15 protein-coding genes are annotated in these 14,541 nt (G+C 72.6%); 6 read left to right on the top strand and 9 right to left on the bottom strand.

The window, feature by feature from the left end; translation table 11 throughout:
- Positions 1-63: 63 nt before the first annotated feature.
- Positions 64-1,935 (top strand): AMP-dependent synthetase/ligase, encoded by a 1,872-nt coding sequence (locus OHT74_RS16495; RefSeq protein WP_328623330.1) that lies wholly within the window; start codon positions 64-66, stop codon positions 1,933-1,935.
- A 48-nt stretch (positions 1,936-1,983) separates the two neighbouring features.
- Here the strand turns inward: OHT74_RS16495 and OHT74_RS16490 are convergent, their stop codons facing one another.
- Complete coding sequence (locus OHT74_RS16490; protein WP_328623329.1) at positions 1,984-2,835, bottom strand: MerR family transcriptional regulator; 852 nt, start codon at positions 2,833-2,835, stop codon at positions 1,984-1,986.
- Between the two features lie 130 nt (positions 2,836-2,965).
- Positions 2,966-3,391: a GlcG/HbpS family heme-binding protein gene (locus OHT74_RS16485; RefSeq protein ID WP_266664944.1), complete on the bottom strand. Its 426-nt coding sequence runs from the start codon at positions 3,389-3,391 to the stop codon at positions 2,966-2,968.
- A gap of 125 nt (positions 3,392-3,516) precedes the next feature.
- Between OHT74_RS16485 and OHT74_RS16480 the strand changes: the two genes are divergently transcribed.
- Entirely contained in the window at positions 3,517-3,948 is a 432-nt protein-coding gene (locus tag OHT74_RS16480) for a MarR family winged helix-turn-helix transcriptional regulator (RefSeq protein WP_266664942.1), read from the top strand.
- Between the two features lie 31 nt (positions 3,949-3,979).
- On the opposite strand, the gene OHT74_RS16475 is transcribed toward OHT74_RS16480, so the two are convergent.
- Positions 3,980-5,155: a lipase family protein gene (locus tag OHT74_RS16475; protein WP_328620600.1), complete on the bottom strand. Its 1,176-nt coding sequence runs from the start codon at positions 5,153-5,155 to the stop codon at positions 3,980-3,982.
- A 128-nt stretch (positions 5,156-5,283) separates the two neighbouring features.
- Positions 5,284-6,294: an AraC family transcriptional regulator gene (locus OHT74_RS16470; protein WP_328620599.1), complete on the bottom strand. Its 1,011-nt coding sequence runs from the start codon at positions 6,292-6,294 to the stop codon at positions 5,284-5,286.
- 134 nt (positions 6,295-6,428) lie between these two features.
- On the opposite strand from OHT74_RS16470, the gene OHT74_RS16465 reads away from it, so the two are divergent.
- The gene (locus OHT74_RS16465; protein WP_328620598.1) at positions 6,429-8,213 is read left to right on the top strand and encodes an AMP-dependent synthetase/ligase; all 1,785 of its coding nucleotides are present in this window, start codon (positions 6,429-6,431) and stop codon (positions 8,211-8,213) included.
- 42 nt (positions 8,214-8,255) lie between these two features.
- A complete protein-coding gene (locus OHT74_RS16460; protein WP_328620597.1) occupies positions 8,256-8,966 on the top strand; it encodes an alpha/beta fold hydrolase in 711 nt (236 codons plus the stop codon).
- 31 nt (positions 8,967-8,997) lie between these two features.
- On the opposite strand, the gene OHT74_RS16455 is transcribed toward OHT74_RS16460, so the two are convergent.
- From OHT74_RS16455 to OHT74_RS16440, 4 genes are all read right to left on the bottom strand, one after another.
- Entirely contained in the window at positions 8,998-9,690 is a 693-nt protein-coding gene (locus OHT74_RS16455; protein WP_328620596.1) for an LppU/SCO3897 family protein, read from the bottom strand.
- Between the two features lie 141 nt (positions 9,691-9,831).
- Positions 9,832-10,305: a carboxymuconolactone decarboxylase family protein gene (locus OHT74_RS16450; RefSeq protein WP_266664930.1), complete on the bottom strand. Its 474-nt coding sequence runs from the start codon at positions 10,303-10,305 to the stop codon at positions 9,832-9,834.
- Positions 10,306-10,723: 418 nt separating this feature from the next.
- The gene (locus OHT74_RS16445) at positions 10,724-11,200 is read right to left on the bottom strand and encodes an SRPBCC family protein (protein WP_328620595.1); all 477 of its coding nucleotides are present in this window, start codon (positions 11,198-11,200) and stop codon (positions 10,724-10,726) included.
- Between the two features lie 47 nt (positions 11,201-11,247).
- Positions 11,248-11,658 carry a VOC family protein gene (locus tag OHT74_RS16440; protein ID WP_443047412.1) on the bottom strand — a complete coding sequence of 137 codons (411 nt, stop codon included), beginning with the start codon at positions 11,656-11,658 and terminating at the stop codon, positions 11,248-11,250.
- Positions 11,659-11,709: 51 nt separating this feature from the next.
- On the opposite strand from OHT74_RS16440, the gene OHT74_RS16435 reads away from it, so the two are divergent.
- Complete coding sequence (locus OHT74_RS16435) at positions 11,710-12,153, top strand: MarR family winged helix-turn-helix transcriptional regulator (protein ID WP_266664926.1); 444 nt, start codon at positions 11,710-11,712, stop codon at positions 12,151-12,153.
- 1 nt (position 12,154) lies between these two features.
- On the opposite strand, the gene OHT74_RS16430 is transcribed toward OHT74_RS16435, so the two are convergent.
- Entirely contained in the window at positions 12,155-12,547 is a 393-nt protein-coding gene (locus OHT74_RS16430; RefSeq protein ID WP_266664924.1) for a hypothetical protein, read from the bottom strand.
- Between the two features lie 290 nt (positions 12,548-12,837).
- On the opposite strand from OHT74_RS16430, the gene OHT74_RS16425 reads away from it, so the two are divergent.
- On the top strand, positions 12,838-14,517 hold the full coding sequence (locus OHT74_RS16425; protein WP_328620594.1) for a lytic transglycosylase domain-containing protein: 1,680 nt from the start codon (positions 12,838-12,840) through the stop codon (positions 14,515-14,517).
- Positions 14,518-14,541: the final 24 nt, after the last annotated feature.

Below are 14,541 nucleotides of genomic sequence, written 5' to 3'. Positions count from 1 at the left end.
TTCCGGTGCATAGATTACCGGCGGTAACTCCCCAGTCGAGCCGAGGAGAGCGCCGTGGAAGCCGTGGGAACCGTGGGGGCCGGGCCGAGGCTGGTACCACCCGTGCTGACCGTCGTCGACGGGGTCGTGCGGCAGGTGGAGGTGCCCGCGCTGGCCGGGGTGCCGGGGAGCGGGTCGCTCGGGGACATCCCGTTCCAGAACGCCCGTGAGGCCCCCGGCGAGGTGGTGCTCGCCCGCAAGGAGCGGGACGGGAGCTGGCGGGACGTCACCGCCGCCGAGTTCGCGGCCGAGGTCATGGCCGTCGCCAAGGGGCTGATCGCCGAGGGGCTGCGCGAGGGCGACCGGCTCGCGATCATGGCCCGGACCACCTACGAGTGGACCCTGCTGGACTTCGCCGGATGGGCCGCAGGGCTGGTCACCGTGCCCATCTATCCGACCTCCTCCGCGCTCCAGGCCCGCTGGATCATCCAGGACTCCGGCGCCGTGGCCTGCGCCGTCGAGGACACCGCGCAGGCCCGCATCATCAGCGCCGAGCGGGCGCACCTGCCCTGGCTGGCGCACCTGTGGGAGTTCGACACCGGCGCGCTGGCACGGCTGGTCAAGGCCGGCGAGGACCTGCCCGACGCGGTGGTGCACGCGCGCCGGTCCGTCCGTACGCCGGACTCGGTGGCCACGCTCATCTACACCTCCGGCACCACCGGACAGCCCAAGGGCTGCGTGATCACGCACGCCAACTTCTTCGCAGAGGCGGACAACGCGGTCGAGCTGCTGCATCCCGTCTTCAAGTCGGTCAGCACGGACCCGGCCTCCACGCTGCTCTTCCTGCCGCTGTCGCACGTGTTCGGGCGGATGGTGGCCGTCGGCTGCATGCGGGCGCGGGTGAAGCTCGGGCATGCGCCGAGCATTCAGACCGAGGACCTGCTCGCCGATCTCGCGGGCTTCCGGCCGACGTTCCTGCTGGCCATCCCGTACGTGCTGGAGAAGGTCTACAACACCGCGCGGGCCACGGCCGAACGGATGGGCCGGGCCTCGTCGTTCGACCGGGCGGCGCGGATCGCGCAGCGGTACGGGGAGATCGTCGAGGGCCGGACCCCCGGGGTGAGCCTGCGGGCGGCGCGGGCGCTGTACGACCCGCTCGTCTACCGGCGGATCCGGGCGGCGCTGGGCGGGCGCGTGCGGTACATCCTGAGCGGGGGCTCGCCGCTCGGGCGGCGGCTCGCGGCGTTCTACACCGGAGCCGGGATCGAGGTCTTCGAGGGGTACGGGCTCACGGAGACGACCGGGGCCAGCACGGTCACCCCGCCGCTGAAGCCGAGGCTCGGGACGGTGGGGTGGCCGCTGCCGGGCACGGCGGTGCGGATCGCGGACGACGGTGAGGTGCTGCTGCGGGGGCGCCACGTGTTCGCGGGGTACTGGAACACCGCCGCTCACGGGGGCGTGGGGGCCGGGGGCTGGCTCGCCACCGGGGACATCGGGGAACTGGACGGGGAGGGGTACCTGACGATCACCGGGCGGAAGAAGGACCTGATCATCACATCCGGCGGCAAGAACGTGGCCCCGGCCCCGCTCGAGGACTGGCTGCGGGCGCACCCGCTGGTCGGCCAGTGCATGGTGATCGGCGACAACCGGCCGTACGTCGTGGCGCTGATTACGTTGGAGCCGGAGGGGCTGGCGCACTGGCGGCAGATGCGGAAGAAGACGTCGATGCCGATGCGGGAGCTGGTGCAGGACGAGGAACTGCGGGCGGACCTCCAGCGGGCGGTGGACGAGGCGAACCAGCTGGTGTCGCGGCCGGAGTCGATACGCCGCTTCGCGGTGCTGCCGGGGGAGTTCACGGAGGCCCGTGGTCATCTGACGCCGTCGCTGAAGCTGAAGCGGGGCGTGATCGCCCGCGAGTTCGAGCGGGAGATCGACGCCCTGTACCGCCGCGCATGACCGCATGACCGGATGACCGCATGACCGCATGACCGCCGGGCCGGGGGGCTACGGGGCGTGCTGGGCGGGCTCCCCGATCGGCCAGGCGATCTCGAAGCGGTTGTCGGGGTGGTCCGGCGTCCCCGTCCAGCGGCGGTAGACCATCCGGACCGGGCCGGCGAAGTCGAAGCCATGTGCGCTGACCCAGTCGGCGACGGCATCGTACGCGGTGAGGATCGCGGGGAACCCGGCCGCCGGGCCGGTCACCTCCGTGCAGGCGAAGGTGCTCTCCGGGAGGTCGTGGACGGACATCCCCTCGGGCAGGTCGGTGGGCTGCGCGCCGTCCGCCCAGAACGGGATGCAGGCCTCGACCAGCGTCTCGTTCTCCTCGTCGCACACCCCGTGGTAGCGGACGAACGCCGGACCGGTGAAGGTCAGCGGGCCGCGGCCCGCGACGGCGTACATGTCCTGGAACGCGGTTCGGAGGAACCCGTCGAGGCCGGAGTTCTTGAGGGTCGCGCCGCGCACGAGGACGCGTTCGGCGTCGCTCTCGCGGACGGTGACGCGGTGGTTCATCTCTGCTCCTTCGGACAGGCGGGTCAACAGGCCGTGGACGAGGGCGCGCTGGACGGCCAGGCGGCTCTCCGCGGCTTTCAGGTGCGCGGCCAGTGCGGGGGCCAGGTCGGCCCCCGCCTCGGCCCGCGCGAGCATCCCGCGCACCTGCTCGACCGGGATGTCGAGTTGCCGCAAGACCCGGATCAGCTGGGCCGTCCGGACCTGGTCGCGCCGGAAGTAGCGGTAGCCGCTGTCCGGGTCGACACGGGCGGGCGGCAGTACACCACTGGCGTCGTAGTGCCGCAGGGCGGTGACCGTGAGGCCGCTGGCCTGCGCGAACTGCCCGATCGGCAGCAGGTTCGTCATGTCCACGAGGAAGACTGTGCCGTCTCGGGTAACCCGAGAGTCAACGTCCCGGCACGGGCTTGCGCCGGAGCCGAACCGGCCCCCGGGTGCTGTCTCTCGGATCGGCCCGGCAGGATCCGAAGGGCAGGCCCTACGCCGGGATGGCCGCCAGGCCCGCCTCGGCGATCTTGACATCGTCCGACCAGTGGCCGCCCGAGACGCCGATGCCGCCGACGAGCTGGCCGTCCACGACGATCGGCAGGCCGCCGCCGAACGTGACCAGGCGGTCGATACCGGTGCGGGCGCCCACCGACAGCTGCGCGTCGTTCTCGACGAACTCGTGCCAGTCGGTGGTGCTCAAGCCGAAGGCGGCCGCGGTGTAGGCCTTGTCCTGGGCGATCTGGATGGTCATCAGGCCCGAGCCGTCCATCCGGGCGAACGCGCTGAGGTGGCCGGACTCGTCGACCACCGCGATGGCGAACCGCAGCTCCGTCTCCCGGGCCGCGGCGAGGGCGGCGTCGACGATGGCGCGTGCGAGGTCGTTGCTGAGGGCGGGGCGGGTGCGGACGGCAGTCATGTCGGGCTCCTTGCAGAGGTGGCTGGCAGCTATTCGTATGCATGCAGCTAACAGCATGCGAATAGCTGTACGCAAGCTGCCTGCCATCTCGGCGAGAACTGGCGACCGTCTCCTACACTCGGCGCATGCATTACTCCGAGCGACTGTTGGTCTTCATCAAGCAGGCCGAGCGCGTGACCCAGGCCGCGAAGGAGGCCGCCGTGCGCGAGGCGGGGATCACCGCTGCGCAGCAGGGCGCACTCGCCGTGCTCAGCGACAACCCCGGGATCAACGCCGCCGAGCTCGCGCGCAAGCTCTCGGTGACTCCGCAGACGATGAACAGCCTGCTCGGCCGGCTGGAGGCGCGCGGCCTGGTCGCCCGTACCCCGCACCCGGTCCACGGCACGCTGATCGAGATCCGGATGACCGAGCGCGGCGCGGAGGTGTTCGCCCAGGCCGACGCGCTGGTGGCGAAGCTCGACGCCCGGCTCGCCGAGGGGCTTTCCGGGGACGAGTCGGCCGCCGTACGGGATCTGCTCACCCGGATCATCCGGAACGCCGAGACCCCAGGTCTCTGAGTCCTGGGGCCCGGGCCAGTGGGTCAGTGGGTCAGCAGTTCGGGTGCGTCGGGCGGCCGGCGAAGCGGTCCGCCAGCCAGTTGCCCGCCGCCGGGGAGTGGGTGATCACGCCGCTGACGTGCTCGCCGACCCAGATCGTGTCCCACTCCACGTTCGCGCCCTTCGCGCACCACTCGGAGCGCAGCTGCCGCCCGACGGCGTACGGGATGAGCTCGTCGCCGAGCGCGTGGTACTGGTGCACCGGCGCGGCCGGAGCCGTCCGCCCGAGCCTGCTCTGGTTCAACCGGGCCTGCCAGTCCGGCTGTTCGAGGGGGTTGCGGGTGGTGAGGTCGGAGATCCGCTTGAAGGATCCGGCGATCGCGTCGATCGCCACGCAGTTCTCCTTCATGCCGGCGACCAGGGCCTTGCCCGCCGGATTGAGGTACGAGTCGAGCCGCAGCTCGGGGAAGGCCGCGTCCTGACCGGCCGCCGCCATGAAGATGAGGCCGGAGCCGTACGAGCCGTTGTTGAAGTCGGCCACCTTCATCAGGTCGGCCGGGACTCCGCCGGTCGCCGTGCCCTTCACCTTCAGCTCGGGGGCGTACGAACCCTGCAGCTCGGCGGCCCAGCTGCTGGCCTGGCCGCCCTGGGAGTAGCCCATGATGCCGACCGGGGTGTCGGCGGATAGGCCCGCCTCCGGGAGGCGCTCGGCGGCGCGCGCCGCATCGAGCATGGCGCGGCCGGCCGAGGGGCCGACCGTGTAGGTGTGGACGCCCGGGGTGCCGAGGCCCTCGTAGTCGGTGACGACCACGGCCCAGCCGCGCAGGGTGAGCTGCTGGATCAGGTTGGCCTCCATGGCCGTGCCGTACGGGAGGTTGTTGCTCGGCGCACAGGAGTCGCCCATGCCGACGGTGCCGACGGCGTACGTGACGAGCGGGCGCGGGCCGGTCCGGCCGTCCTGCGGGACGATCACGGTGCCGGAGACGGTGTTCGGGGCGCCGTCGGCGGTGGTCGAGCGGTAGTGGATCTTCCAGGCCCTGGTGCCGGTCGGCTGGCCGGGCAGCGGGTGGAAGGCCGAGGGGGCGACATCGACGATGTCACCGGGCCGGCCGGCTCCGGCTTCGGACGCGGCGGCCGTGGCGGGGATCCCGGCCGAGACGGCGGCCAGTGCGGCTACGGCGGTTACGGCGGCGACGACGGTCCTGCGGGTGGGGGTTCGCGAACGCATGGGCGGCTCTCCCAACGGAACGTTTCGTGCGGGGGGTGGGTGAGGAGAAGGTAGTGACCGACCGGTCGGCACGTCGCTGACCGCGCAGCTCACCTTTCCTGGCCCCGGATCGCACCCGCCCGCCGTCCTCAGCCGCCCGACGCGATCCGGTACGCACCCGGCGTCGTCCCCGTCCAGCGGCGGAACGCGCGGTGGAAGGCGGTGTCCTCCGAGAAGCCCAGCCGGGCCGCCAGTTCCGCGATCGGCTCCCCGCTCTCCGCCAGCCCCGCGATCGCCGCGTCCCGCCGCACATGGTCCTTCAGCTGCTGGAACGAGGTCCCCTCCTGCCGGAGCCGGCGCCCCAGCGTCGCCGGGGACACCGCCAGCCGCGCCGCCACCTCCCCCAGCGCCGGCAGCCGCGGAGAGGTGCGCAACTGCCGTGCGAGGGCCCGGCGGACCTGCTCCGCGACCGTCGTCCCGTACTCCGGCCGCGACAGCAGGTCGAAGGGGGCCCGGCGCAGCATCGCGTCCAGCGCGGCCTCGTCCCGTACGAGCGGTGCGGCCAGCCAGTGCGCGTCGAAGGCGGCGCCCGTACGGTCCGCCCCGAAGCGGACCGGACAGCCGAAGAGGATCTCGTACTCGGCCTCGTGCGGCGGCGGAGGGTACGCGAACGCGGCGTACGCGAGCGGGATGCGCCGCCCGACCAGCCAGCTGCTCAGCCGGTGCCAGATGGCGAGCACGCACTCGGTCAGGAAGCGCTCCTCGTCCCGCGCGAAATCGTTGTGCACGGTGAACCGTGCCTCGTGTTCCGTTACCTCCAGGGCCAGTTCGGGGCCGCCCGGGAAGAGGCCGTAGAAGGTCGCGGCCCGCTCCACGGCCGTGCCGAGGTCCCGGCAGCCGAGCGAGGCGCAGCACATCATCGCGAACGTGCCCGGGCGGCTCGGTACCGCGGACAGCCCCAGGAACTCGTCCTGCGTGGTCCGGTACAGCGCCCGGAACAGCCGGGCGAACTGCGCCGGCGTGATCCGCGCCCGGTCGTCGCCGAGCAGCAGCGGAGGGATCTGCGCCTCCTGGAGCAGCGGCACGGTGTCGATGCCGCTGCGCGCCGCCCCCGCGAGCACGGCGCGGACATGGTGCACGGTGATCGTCCGCCTCCCCATGGGTCCGACGGTAGCCCCAATGAGCGCCGGGGTCAGCGGGGGTGACGCTTCCGGTCATGTCGCAGGGCATGCAGGCCTGCCTAGCGTCGTCCGTACGTACGTACCTCGGACGTACCCCCAGGGAGGCGAGGGCGATGGACGCTGTGCGACCGGAGACGCTGGCGGTGTTCACGGAGTGGACGGGGGAGCGGTACGGCGGCGAGACCGCCCTGCGGTTCAGAGGGGACGGGGGCTGGACCACCGTCACGTACGCCGAACTGCGCGCCCGCGTACGGCAGACCGGGCGGGCGCTGCTCGGGCTGGGGGTCGCGCCGGGGGAGCGGGTGGCGGTCCTGGCCGAGACCCGGCCGGCGTGGACGTACACCCACTTCGGGATCCTGGCGGCGGGCGCCGTCCTCGTACCGGTGTACCCGACGGCGGGGGACGAGGAACTGGCCTGGGTCCTGGCGGACTCGGAGGCGGTGGCCGTGGTCTGCGACGACGCGGCGCAGGCGGACCGGGTGGAGGCGCTGCGGGCGAAGCTGCCGGCGCTGGACCAGCTGCGCGCGGTCGTACGGATGGATGCGCTGCCGGGGCTGCCGGGTCTGCCGGGGCTGCCGGGGATCGAACCCGCCCCGGAGGCGGAACTCCTGGAGCGGGCCCGGCAGGTGGCCCCCGGCGCCGACGCGTCGATCGTCTACACCTCGGGGACGACGGGCCTGCCGAAGGGCTGCCGCCTCACGCACGGCAACCTGGGCGCCATCCAGGACGCGACGCTCCCGCTGACCCGGGGCGGACCGGGCGACTGCACTTACCTGTACCTGCCGCTGGCGCACCTGCTGGCACAGCTGATCCAGTTCACGACCCTGCTGCAAGGCGGTGAGCTGTGCTACTTCGGCGGCCGGATCGAGGACGTGCTGTCCGAGCTCGCCGAGGCACGGCCCACCCATCTCCCGTCCGTACCGCGCCTGTTCGAGAAGGTCCACTCGGTGGTGCTGTCCCTGGCGGAGTCCCAGGAGGGCGGCGCCGAGCGCTTCCGGGAGGCGGTACGGCTCGGGGTGCTGGCGGCGGAGGGCCGGCTTCCCGCCTCCTCGCGGGCGGCGTACGAGGAGGCGGAGAAGAACCTGTACTCCCTGGTCAGGGCCGCCTTCGGGGGCCGGCTGAACTGGGCGCTGACCGGGGGAGCGCCGATCGCCCCGGCGACCCTGGACTTCCTGAGGGCCTGCGGGATCGCGGTCTACGAGGGCTACGGAATGACCGAGTCCGGCGGGGTGATCAGCCTGAACCACCCGGCGGCCGTCCGCCACGGCACGGTGGGCCGGCCGATCGCGGGCTGCGAGGTCCGCATCGCGGCGGACGGCGAGGTGCTGGCCCGGGGGCCGATGGTCTTTCCGGGCTACCACGCGAACCCGGCCGCGACGGCGCAGGCGCTGGACGCGCAGGGCTGGCTGCACACCGGGGACCTGGGGGAGCTGGAGGCCGACGGGTTCCTGTCGATCACGGGCCGCAAGAAGGAGCTGATCATCACCTCGTCGGGGAAGAACATCACCCCGACGGAGGTCGAGTTCGCCGTCCAGCGTTCCCGGTACGTGTCGCGGGCGGTCCTGATCGGCGACCACCGGCCCCACCCGGTCGCCCTGATCACCCTGGATGCGGAGGAGATCACGGCGTGGGCGAAGCGGGAGGGCATCGGGCTGGACCCGGCCGGGGCGGCCGCCCACCCGGCGGTCCGCGCCCTGGTCGAGGAGGCGGTGACGGCGGCCAACGCCACGGTCTCCCGCCCGGCCCGCATCCGTGCCTTCCACGTCCTGCCCGAGGACTTCACCATCGAGGCGGGCACCTTGACCCCGACCCTGAAGCTCCGCCGCACGGCGGTGGCGGAGCGGTACGCGGCGGAGATCGACGCGCTGTACGGGGACGGGCCGGACCGCCGCGGCTGAGGGAGGACCGGGACTGTCGGAGGGGCCCGCTACGGTGCCGCCATGGCGAACTTCGTACTGGTGGCAGGTGCTTGGCTCGGCTCGTGGGCGTGGGAGGAGGTGTCCGCGCAGCTGCGCGCGGCGGGGCACGAGGCCCACCCGCTGACGCTGTCCGGCCTGGCCGAGCGGCAGGGCGTACCGGCCGGACAGCAGACGCACGTCCGGGACATCGTGGCGGAGGTCGAGCGCCTCGACCTCCGCGAGGTGGTCCTCGTCGGCCACAGCTACTCGGGCATCCCGGTCGGCCAGGCGGCCGAGCGGATCGGCGACCGGCTGGCCCGGGTGGTGTTCGTGGACGCCAACGTCCCGGTGGACGGCGGGTCGTTCGTATCGGGCCGGCCGGACGGCCGGGCGACGGTCGAGGCCGCGATCGCCGCCCACGACGGCTTCTGGCCGCCGCTGACCGCGGCCGACTGTGCGGGCCAGGGCCTGGACGCGGAGCAGATCGGCCGCATCGTGGCGGGCTCGACCCCGCATCCGGGCGCCACCCTGATGGAACCGGCGCAGCTCAAGGGCCCACTGTCCGAGCTTCCGGCGGTGTACGTGAAGTGCTTGCTGGACGGCGATGACCCGGGCCCGGAGGTGGCCGCGCTCCTCAAGGGCGAGCGGTGGAGCCTGGTGCGGATGGAGACGGGCCACTGGCCGATGTTCTCGCAGCCGGCGGAGCTGGCGGAGGTGCTGCTGGCGGTGGCGGCTGCGGCTCGGGAGAACTGAGGCCGGCGGGGCGGGCGAGGCGATCGAGGCCTCAGCCGCGGGCGTACGACCCGAGGCCGACCAGGCAGTACACGTACTCGTTGATGGTGATCCCGCCCCGGCTGTAGCGGTACGAGAACGCGTACTGGGTCTTCGGATTGCTGTTGCAGCGGTCCAGCTCCGAGGTCAGCGGGATGCTCTCGATCACCTTGTAGTGCGCGTCGGACGCCGAGCAGGAGACCTCCTCCACGCCGGTGACCTTCGTTGGGGTCGTCGAGTCGGGGAGGGTCCCGTTGAGGCAGGTTCCCCGGTCGAACGGACTGGGGGCCGGCTCCTCGGAGGGCGGGGCGAGCGGATCGCTCGAGCTGTTCACCGGGGGCGGGGCCGGGGCCGGCGACCACGAGCTGTACGAGGGCGTGGGCGTGGGCGTGCGGTTGGCGGTGCTGTCGCCGTCGTCACCCCCGCTGTTCAGCAGGATCGCGCCGATGACGATGGCGACGACGATTCCGAGTGCCACGAGGCACCCCCGCGAGCTCGACGCGGGCGCCGGCGCCGGTCCGGGCCCCGGGGCGACCCGGATGCGCAACAGCACCTCGTCCTGGCCGAGCCGGGCCCGCACGAGATCGCCGTCCCGGGAGGGCGGAATCCTGAGCCGGGCCGCGCCGGTCGCCAGCGTCACGGTCAGAATCACACCGTGGGCGGCCTGCTGCGGGGTGATGGTGATCGGGATCTCCTGAGACTCCACCGGCTGCTCCACGGGGCTAGGGGACGACTGCCTGACGGGTCCTCATCGAGTGTGCAGGACCGGCGTGTCGGGACGCAGTCGTTCCGCCGGGACGGCCCGACCGCCGTGGTGGAGGCAGCGGCCGGGCAGACCCGCTCGTGATCAGCCGAACTGGCCCGGCTGGTAGTCGCCCGCCGGCTGCTGGACGATCACGTTCATCCGGTTGTAGGTGTTGATCAGGGCGATGAGGGAAACCAGGGCGGCCAGCTGGTCCTCGTCGTAGTACTTGGCGGCTTCCGTCCAGGCCTCGTCCGTGACACCGCCGGCGGCGTCGGCGATGCGCGTGCCCTGCTCCGTCAGCTCCAGGGCCGCCCGCTCGGCGTCGGTGAACACCGTCGCCTCACGCCAGGCCGCGACCAGGTTGAGCCGCACGGCGGTCTCCCCGGCGTGTACGGCGTCCTTGAAGTGCATGTCGGTGCAGAAGCCGCAGCCGTTGATCTGGCTGGCCCGCAGCTTCACCAGCTCCTGCGTGGGGGCCGGCAGCGTCGAGTCCGAGATGACCTTGCCCGCCGAGTTGATGTACCGCGCGAACTTGGCGGCGACGGCGTTGCCGAAGAAGTTGAGTCGAGCTTCCATCGTGATCTCCTTGCCGTATCGACCGTTACACAGCTCTGACGGAACAGCCCGGGCGGATGTGACAGCTCACCGACGCGGCCGGATGTGACGCCCGTCTCACCTGGTCGGGTGTGGGGGGCGGGTCCTGGGGGCGGGGCCGAAGGCCATCGCGAAGCGACGCGACGACGTAGGAGGAGCGCCCTTGAGGGACCGGCACGACACGGAAGGACAGTGGACTGCCGGGAAACCCCCGGACTCCCTCTGATACCGGACGCGGGCACCCGTCCGCGGGAGACCCCGCGCAGGAACGCAGCCCAGGCCGTCGGCGCAACACCCGGCCCCGGCCCCGGCCCGGCCGCGACCCGACCCGGCCCGACTGTCACCACGGCCGTCGCCCCGGTCGGGCCGTCGCCCCGCCCCGCCCCGCCCCGGCCCGCCGTCATCCCCCGCCCGTCAGGGCCTCGTCCTGGTTCGCCAGGACCTCGTGCCAGGCCGACTCGTGGGCGTCGCGGGCCGCCTCGTCGTAGAAGCCGGCGTGGGTGAGGTGCAGCCGTGTGCCGATCGGGTGGGGGCTGAGCTCGACGGTGACCACCGTCTCGGCGCCGGCCGTGCCGGCCCGGCCCGTCAGCCAGGTCAGCTCCACCAGCCGGTCGGGCACCAGGCGCAGGAAGCGCCCGTAGTGCGGATGCCTGGTCCGTGGAGCCCCCGGCTCCGTCGCGGACTCCGTTTCGAAGAAGAACGGCGCGTTCACCTCGGCCGTCATCACCACCGAGCCCGGCGCGGCGAACCAGCGGTCGAACTCCTCGGTCCACGCCGCGTACAGGGTGTGCTCGGAGGCGATCATCGCGCGCTCGACGGTCAGCCGGTGGGGGCGCTCCGTCAGGTCGGGGACGCGGATCGGTGCGGTGTCGGTCATGGCACCTCACCGTAGTGAGCGGCGGGCCCGGCGCCCGGGTGCGACGCTCAGTACGACTGGAGCTCCCACAGGTTGCCCTCGGGGTCGCGGACATGGGCGCTGCGCAGGGTCGGGCCCCACTCCGGGCGGTCGGTCGGCGGGCCGGCCGGGGTGGCGCCGCGGGCCAGACAGGCGGCGTAGGCGGCGTCCACGTCCGGGACGCGGCTGACCAGCATCGTGCGGTCATCGGGGCCGGCGGGACCGAGGGGAACCGCCGTGGCGGCCATCGCCGTACGGTCGAACAGCGCCAGCACGCCTTGCCCGTCCACGTCCCACGAGGCGTACGGGCCCTCGGCGCCGCCACGGGTGCGCGTCGCGCCGAGCAGGGCGGGGAGCAGGGCGTCGTAGAAGCGGAAGGCGTCGCCGAAGCGGGCGACGAGCAGGCGGGTGTGCAGGGCGTCCATGGGGGCTCCGATCACGCGCAATCAGTAGGGTGACACCAATGGTTGGTGTCACCCTACAATGTGGCCGTGGTTGCCCCCTCGACGCCCCGACTGACCGCCCTCACCCCCTACTTGCTCTCCACGGTGGGCAAGGAGGCCCGGGCCCTCGTCGCCGAGCGGGTCGCCGCGCGCGGTCTGCGGCTGTGGGACATGGCCGTGCTCGCCGCCCTCGCCGATCACGGGCCGCAGCCGCAGCGCGATCTCGCCGAGCGGCTCGAGCTGCACCCGAGCGACGTGGTCAAGGTGCTCGACGGACTCGCACGGCTCGGACACGTCGACCGGGAGCGCGACACGGCCGACCGCCGCCGGGTCCTGGTGAGCATCAGCGAGCCGGGCCGGCGGCTCCTGGGCGAGCTGACCTCGGAGGTCGCCGCCGTCCGCGACGACCTGCTGGCCCCTCTCGGCGAGGCAGAACGGGCCACCCTGCACGCGCTTCTGCTGCGCGTGCACACGCACGCGGCGAGCCGGTGATTCAGCGCTTGGGCAGGGCTCGGAGTACGGCCAGTTCCTCGGTGTGGCGGCGCATGGCCAGGCTGACGGTGCCCGAGGTGTACTGGAAGAGGCCGACGGCCGCGAGCGGGAGGGAGACCACGAGCATGCCGAGCAGGTCGGCCGAGTCCCGTGCGGCCGCGCAGCGGTCGCCCTCGGCGTCGGCGTAGCTGCGCTTCCCGGAGTCCCCCTCGTCGTAGAAGACGCGGGAGGCGCACGTCCTGCTGCTGCTCGAGCCGCTGAGGCTGAAGGGGGCGAACAACTGGTAGGCGAGCCAGAGCCAGATGCCGCCCGTCGCGATGAACAGGAAGACCCCCAGGGTCCGCTTGCGCTCCGCCCGCTCGCGGAAGGCCGTCTCGTACGCGTCAGCAGTCATGGGCGCCGAATCTAGCCGAATCCGGCAGCGTGTCCGGATCCTTTCCTTCACGTGCGGTGCCGCGCGCTCGCGAGCCAAGAGCGGTCAAACCGGCGAGTATTGGGGTGATTCCGGCGAGGACTTAGATCCTTTGTTCGTTCGGCCGTGAGGACTCGGTGAAGCCGAGACGAATGGTGTGTCACATCTACCAGGGCGGCGGCGAGTCGTATCCGAATACCTGATAGACAGTGGATATCCACGGCTCGACCCGCCGTATACCTTGTCGGCCGCCTTGGGGGGATCGCCGTACTGTGAAGCCGCTTCACCGTCACCTCGTCAACACCTCGCGCAAGGTCCTGTGCACGGCCGCGCTCGCGGCCAGCCTGACGACCGCCGCAGTGGTGACCAACACGTCCACCGCCGACGCGGGCGAGTCCGAGCCCACCCCGGACAGCCCCCAGGCCACCGACCGCGGCGACGCCCGCCTCGATCTGCCCGACCCGCTCGCCGACCCGGCCGTACCGCCCACCGCGGGTACCGGCGCGGGCGAGGGGGCCAGCGGCATTCCCGCGACCGCCCTCGACGCGTACCGGCGCGCCGAGGTCTCCGTGGCCGCCGCGCTCCCCGGCTGCAAGCTGCCCTGGCAACTGCTCGCCGGCATAGGCCGGGTCGAGTCGGTGCACGCCTCCGGCTACGGCCTCAAGGCCGACGGCTACACCGAGAAGCCGATCCGCGGCCCCCGCCTCGACGGCAACGGCTTCGCCGAGGTCAAGGACACCGACAAGGGCGAGTTCGACGCGGACGCCGTCTACGACCGCGCCGTCGGCCCGATGCAGTTCATCCCGTCCACCTGGGCCACGTGGGGCGCCGACGGCAACGGGGACTCCAAGCGCGACCCGAACAACATCTACGACGCGGCGCTGGGCGCGGGCCTCTACCTGTGCGCCGGCGACCGGAACCTCTCGGACCAGGCGCAGCTCGACCGGGCGATCCTCAGCTACAACAACTCGCGCGAGTACGTGAACACCGTGGTCGGGTACATGCACCAGTACCAGAACGGTGCTGCCGGGGTGCCGAACCCGCCCGTCGGGAACTACCCGACGTCGCCCACGACGACGCTGCCCACGCCGTCGCAGACGAAGCCGAGCACTCCGAGTACGCCGACGCCGAAGCCCACGCCGACTCCGACCCCGACGCCCACGCCGTCGAAGCCGGCCGAGCCCCAGAAGCCCACGCCTGCCCCGACCCTGGCCAAGCTGGAGCTGCTCGGCAGCCCGGAGCTCAAGGCCGAGGCCGGGTCCGCGTTCACCGCGGTCCCGCGGATCAAGGCGGTGCTCAGCGACGGCAAGCCGGCCGCGGCGAAGCCCATCCTGTTCGAGCTCAAGGGCGACACCACGGGCAGCTTCATCGGGGCCGCGGGCAAGACCTTCCTCGTGGTCGAGACCGACGCCGAAGGCATCGCGGCCCTGCCCGGCCTGAAGGCCGGGGCCAAGGCGGGCGGGTTCACCCTGCGGGTGGCGGCCTACAACACCGAGGCCCAGCTCACGGTGAACTTCACCGGTACCGTCACGGCGAAGCCGGCCCCGGTCGCGGACAAGCTGACCCGTACCGACGCCGACGCGGCGAAGCCGCTGGAGGTCGTGGCGGGGACCAGTTTCACGGGCGTGCAGGTCACGGCCACCGCCCAGGACAAGGCGGTGGAGGGTACGCAGGTCACCGCCGGGCTGGTGGAGAAGAGCCAGGACGGCGCCGCCTGGGTGCCGGTGGACCCGGCGAAGGCCAAGGGGCCGTGGTTCAAGGACAAGGACGGCGCGAAGGTGACCAGCCTGCTGCTGGCCCCGACCGGCGCGGACGGCAAGATCGCGCTGCCGGAGCTGTTCACCACGGACGTCGCCCCGGGCACGTACCACCTCCGCCTGATCACGAAGGACAACGTGGTCCTGATCCTGGACCTGAAGATCACGGCAGCCCCGACGGCGCCTCCGGCGTAGCGGGCCCGCGCTCAGACGCCGACC

Origin of the sequence: Streptomyces sp. NBC_00354, from assembly GCF_036106915.1 — a bacterium.
Classification (GTDB): Bacteria; Actinomycetota; Actinomycetes; order Streptomycetales; family Streptomycetaceae; genus Streptomyces.
Note: the sequence above shows the minus strand (reverse complement) of the source record. Positions and strands in the feature narration are given on the sequence as shown.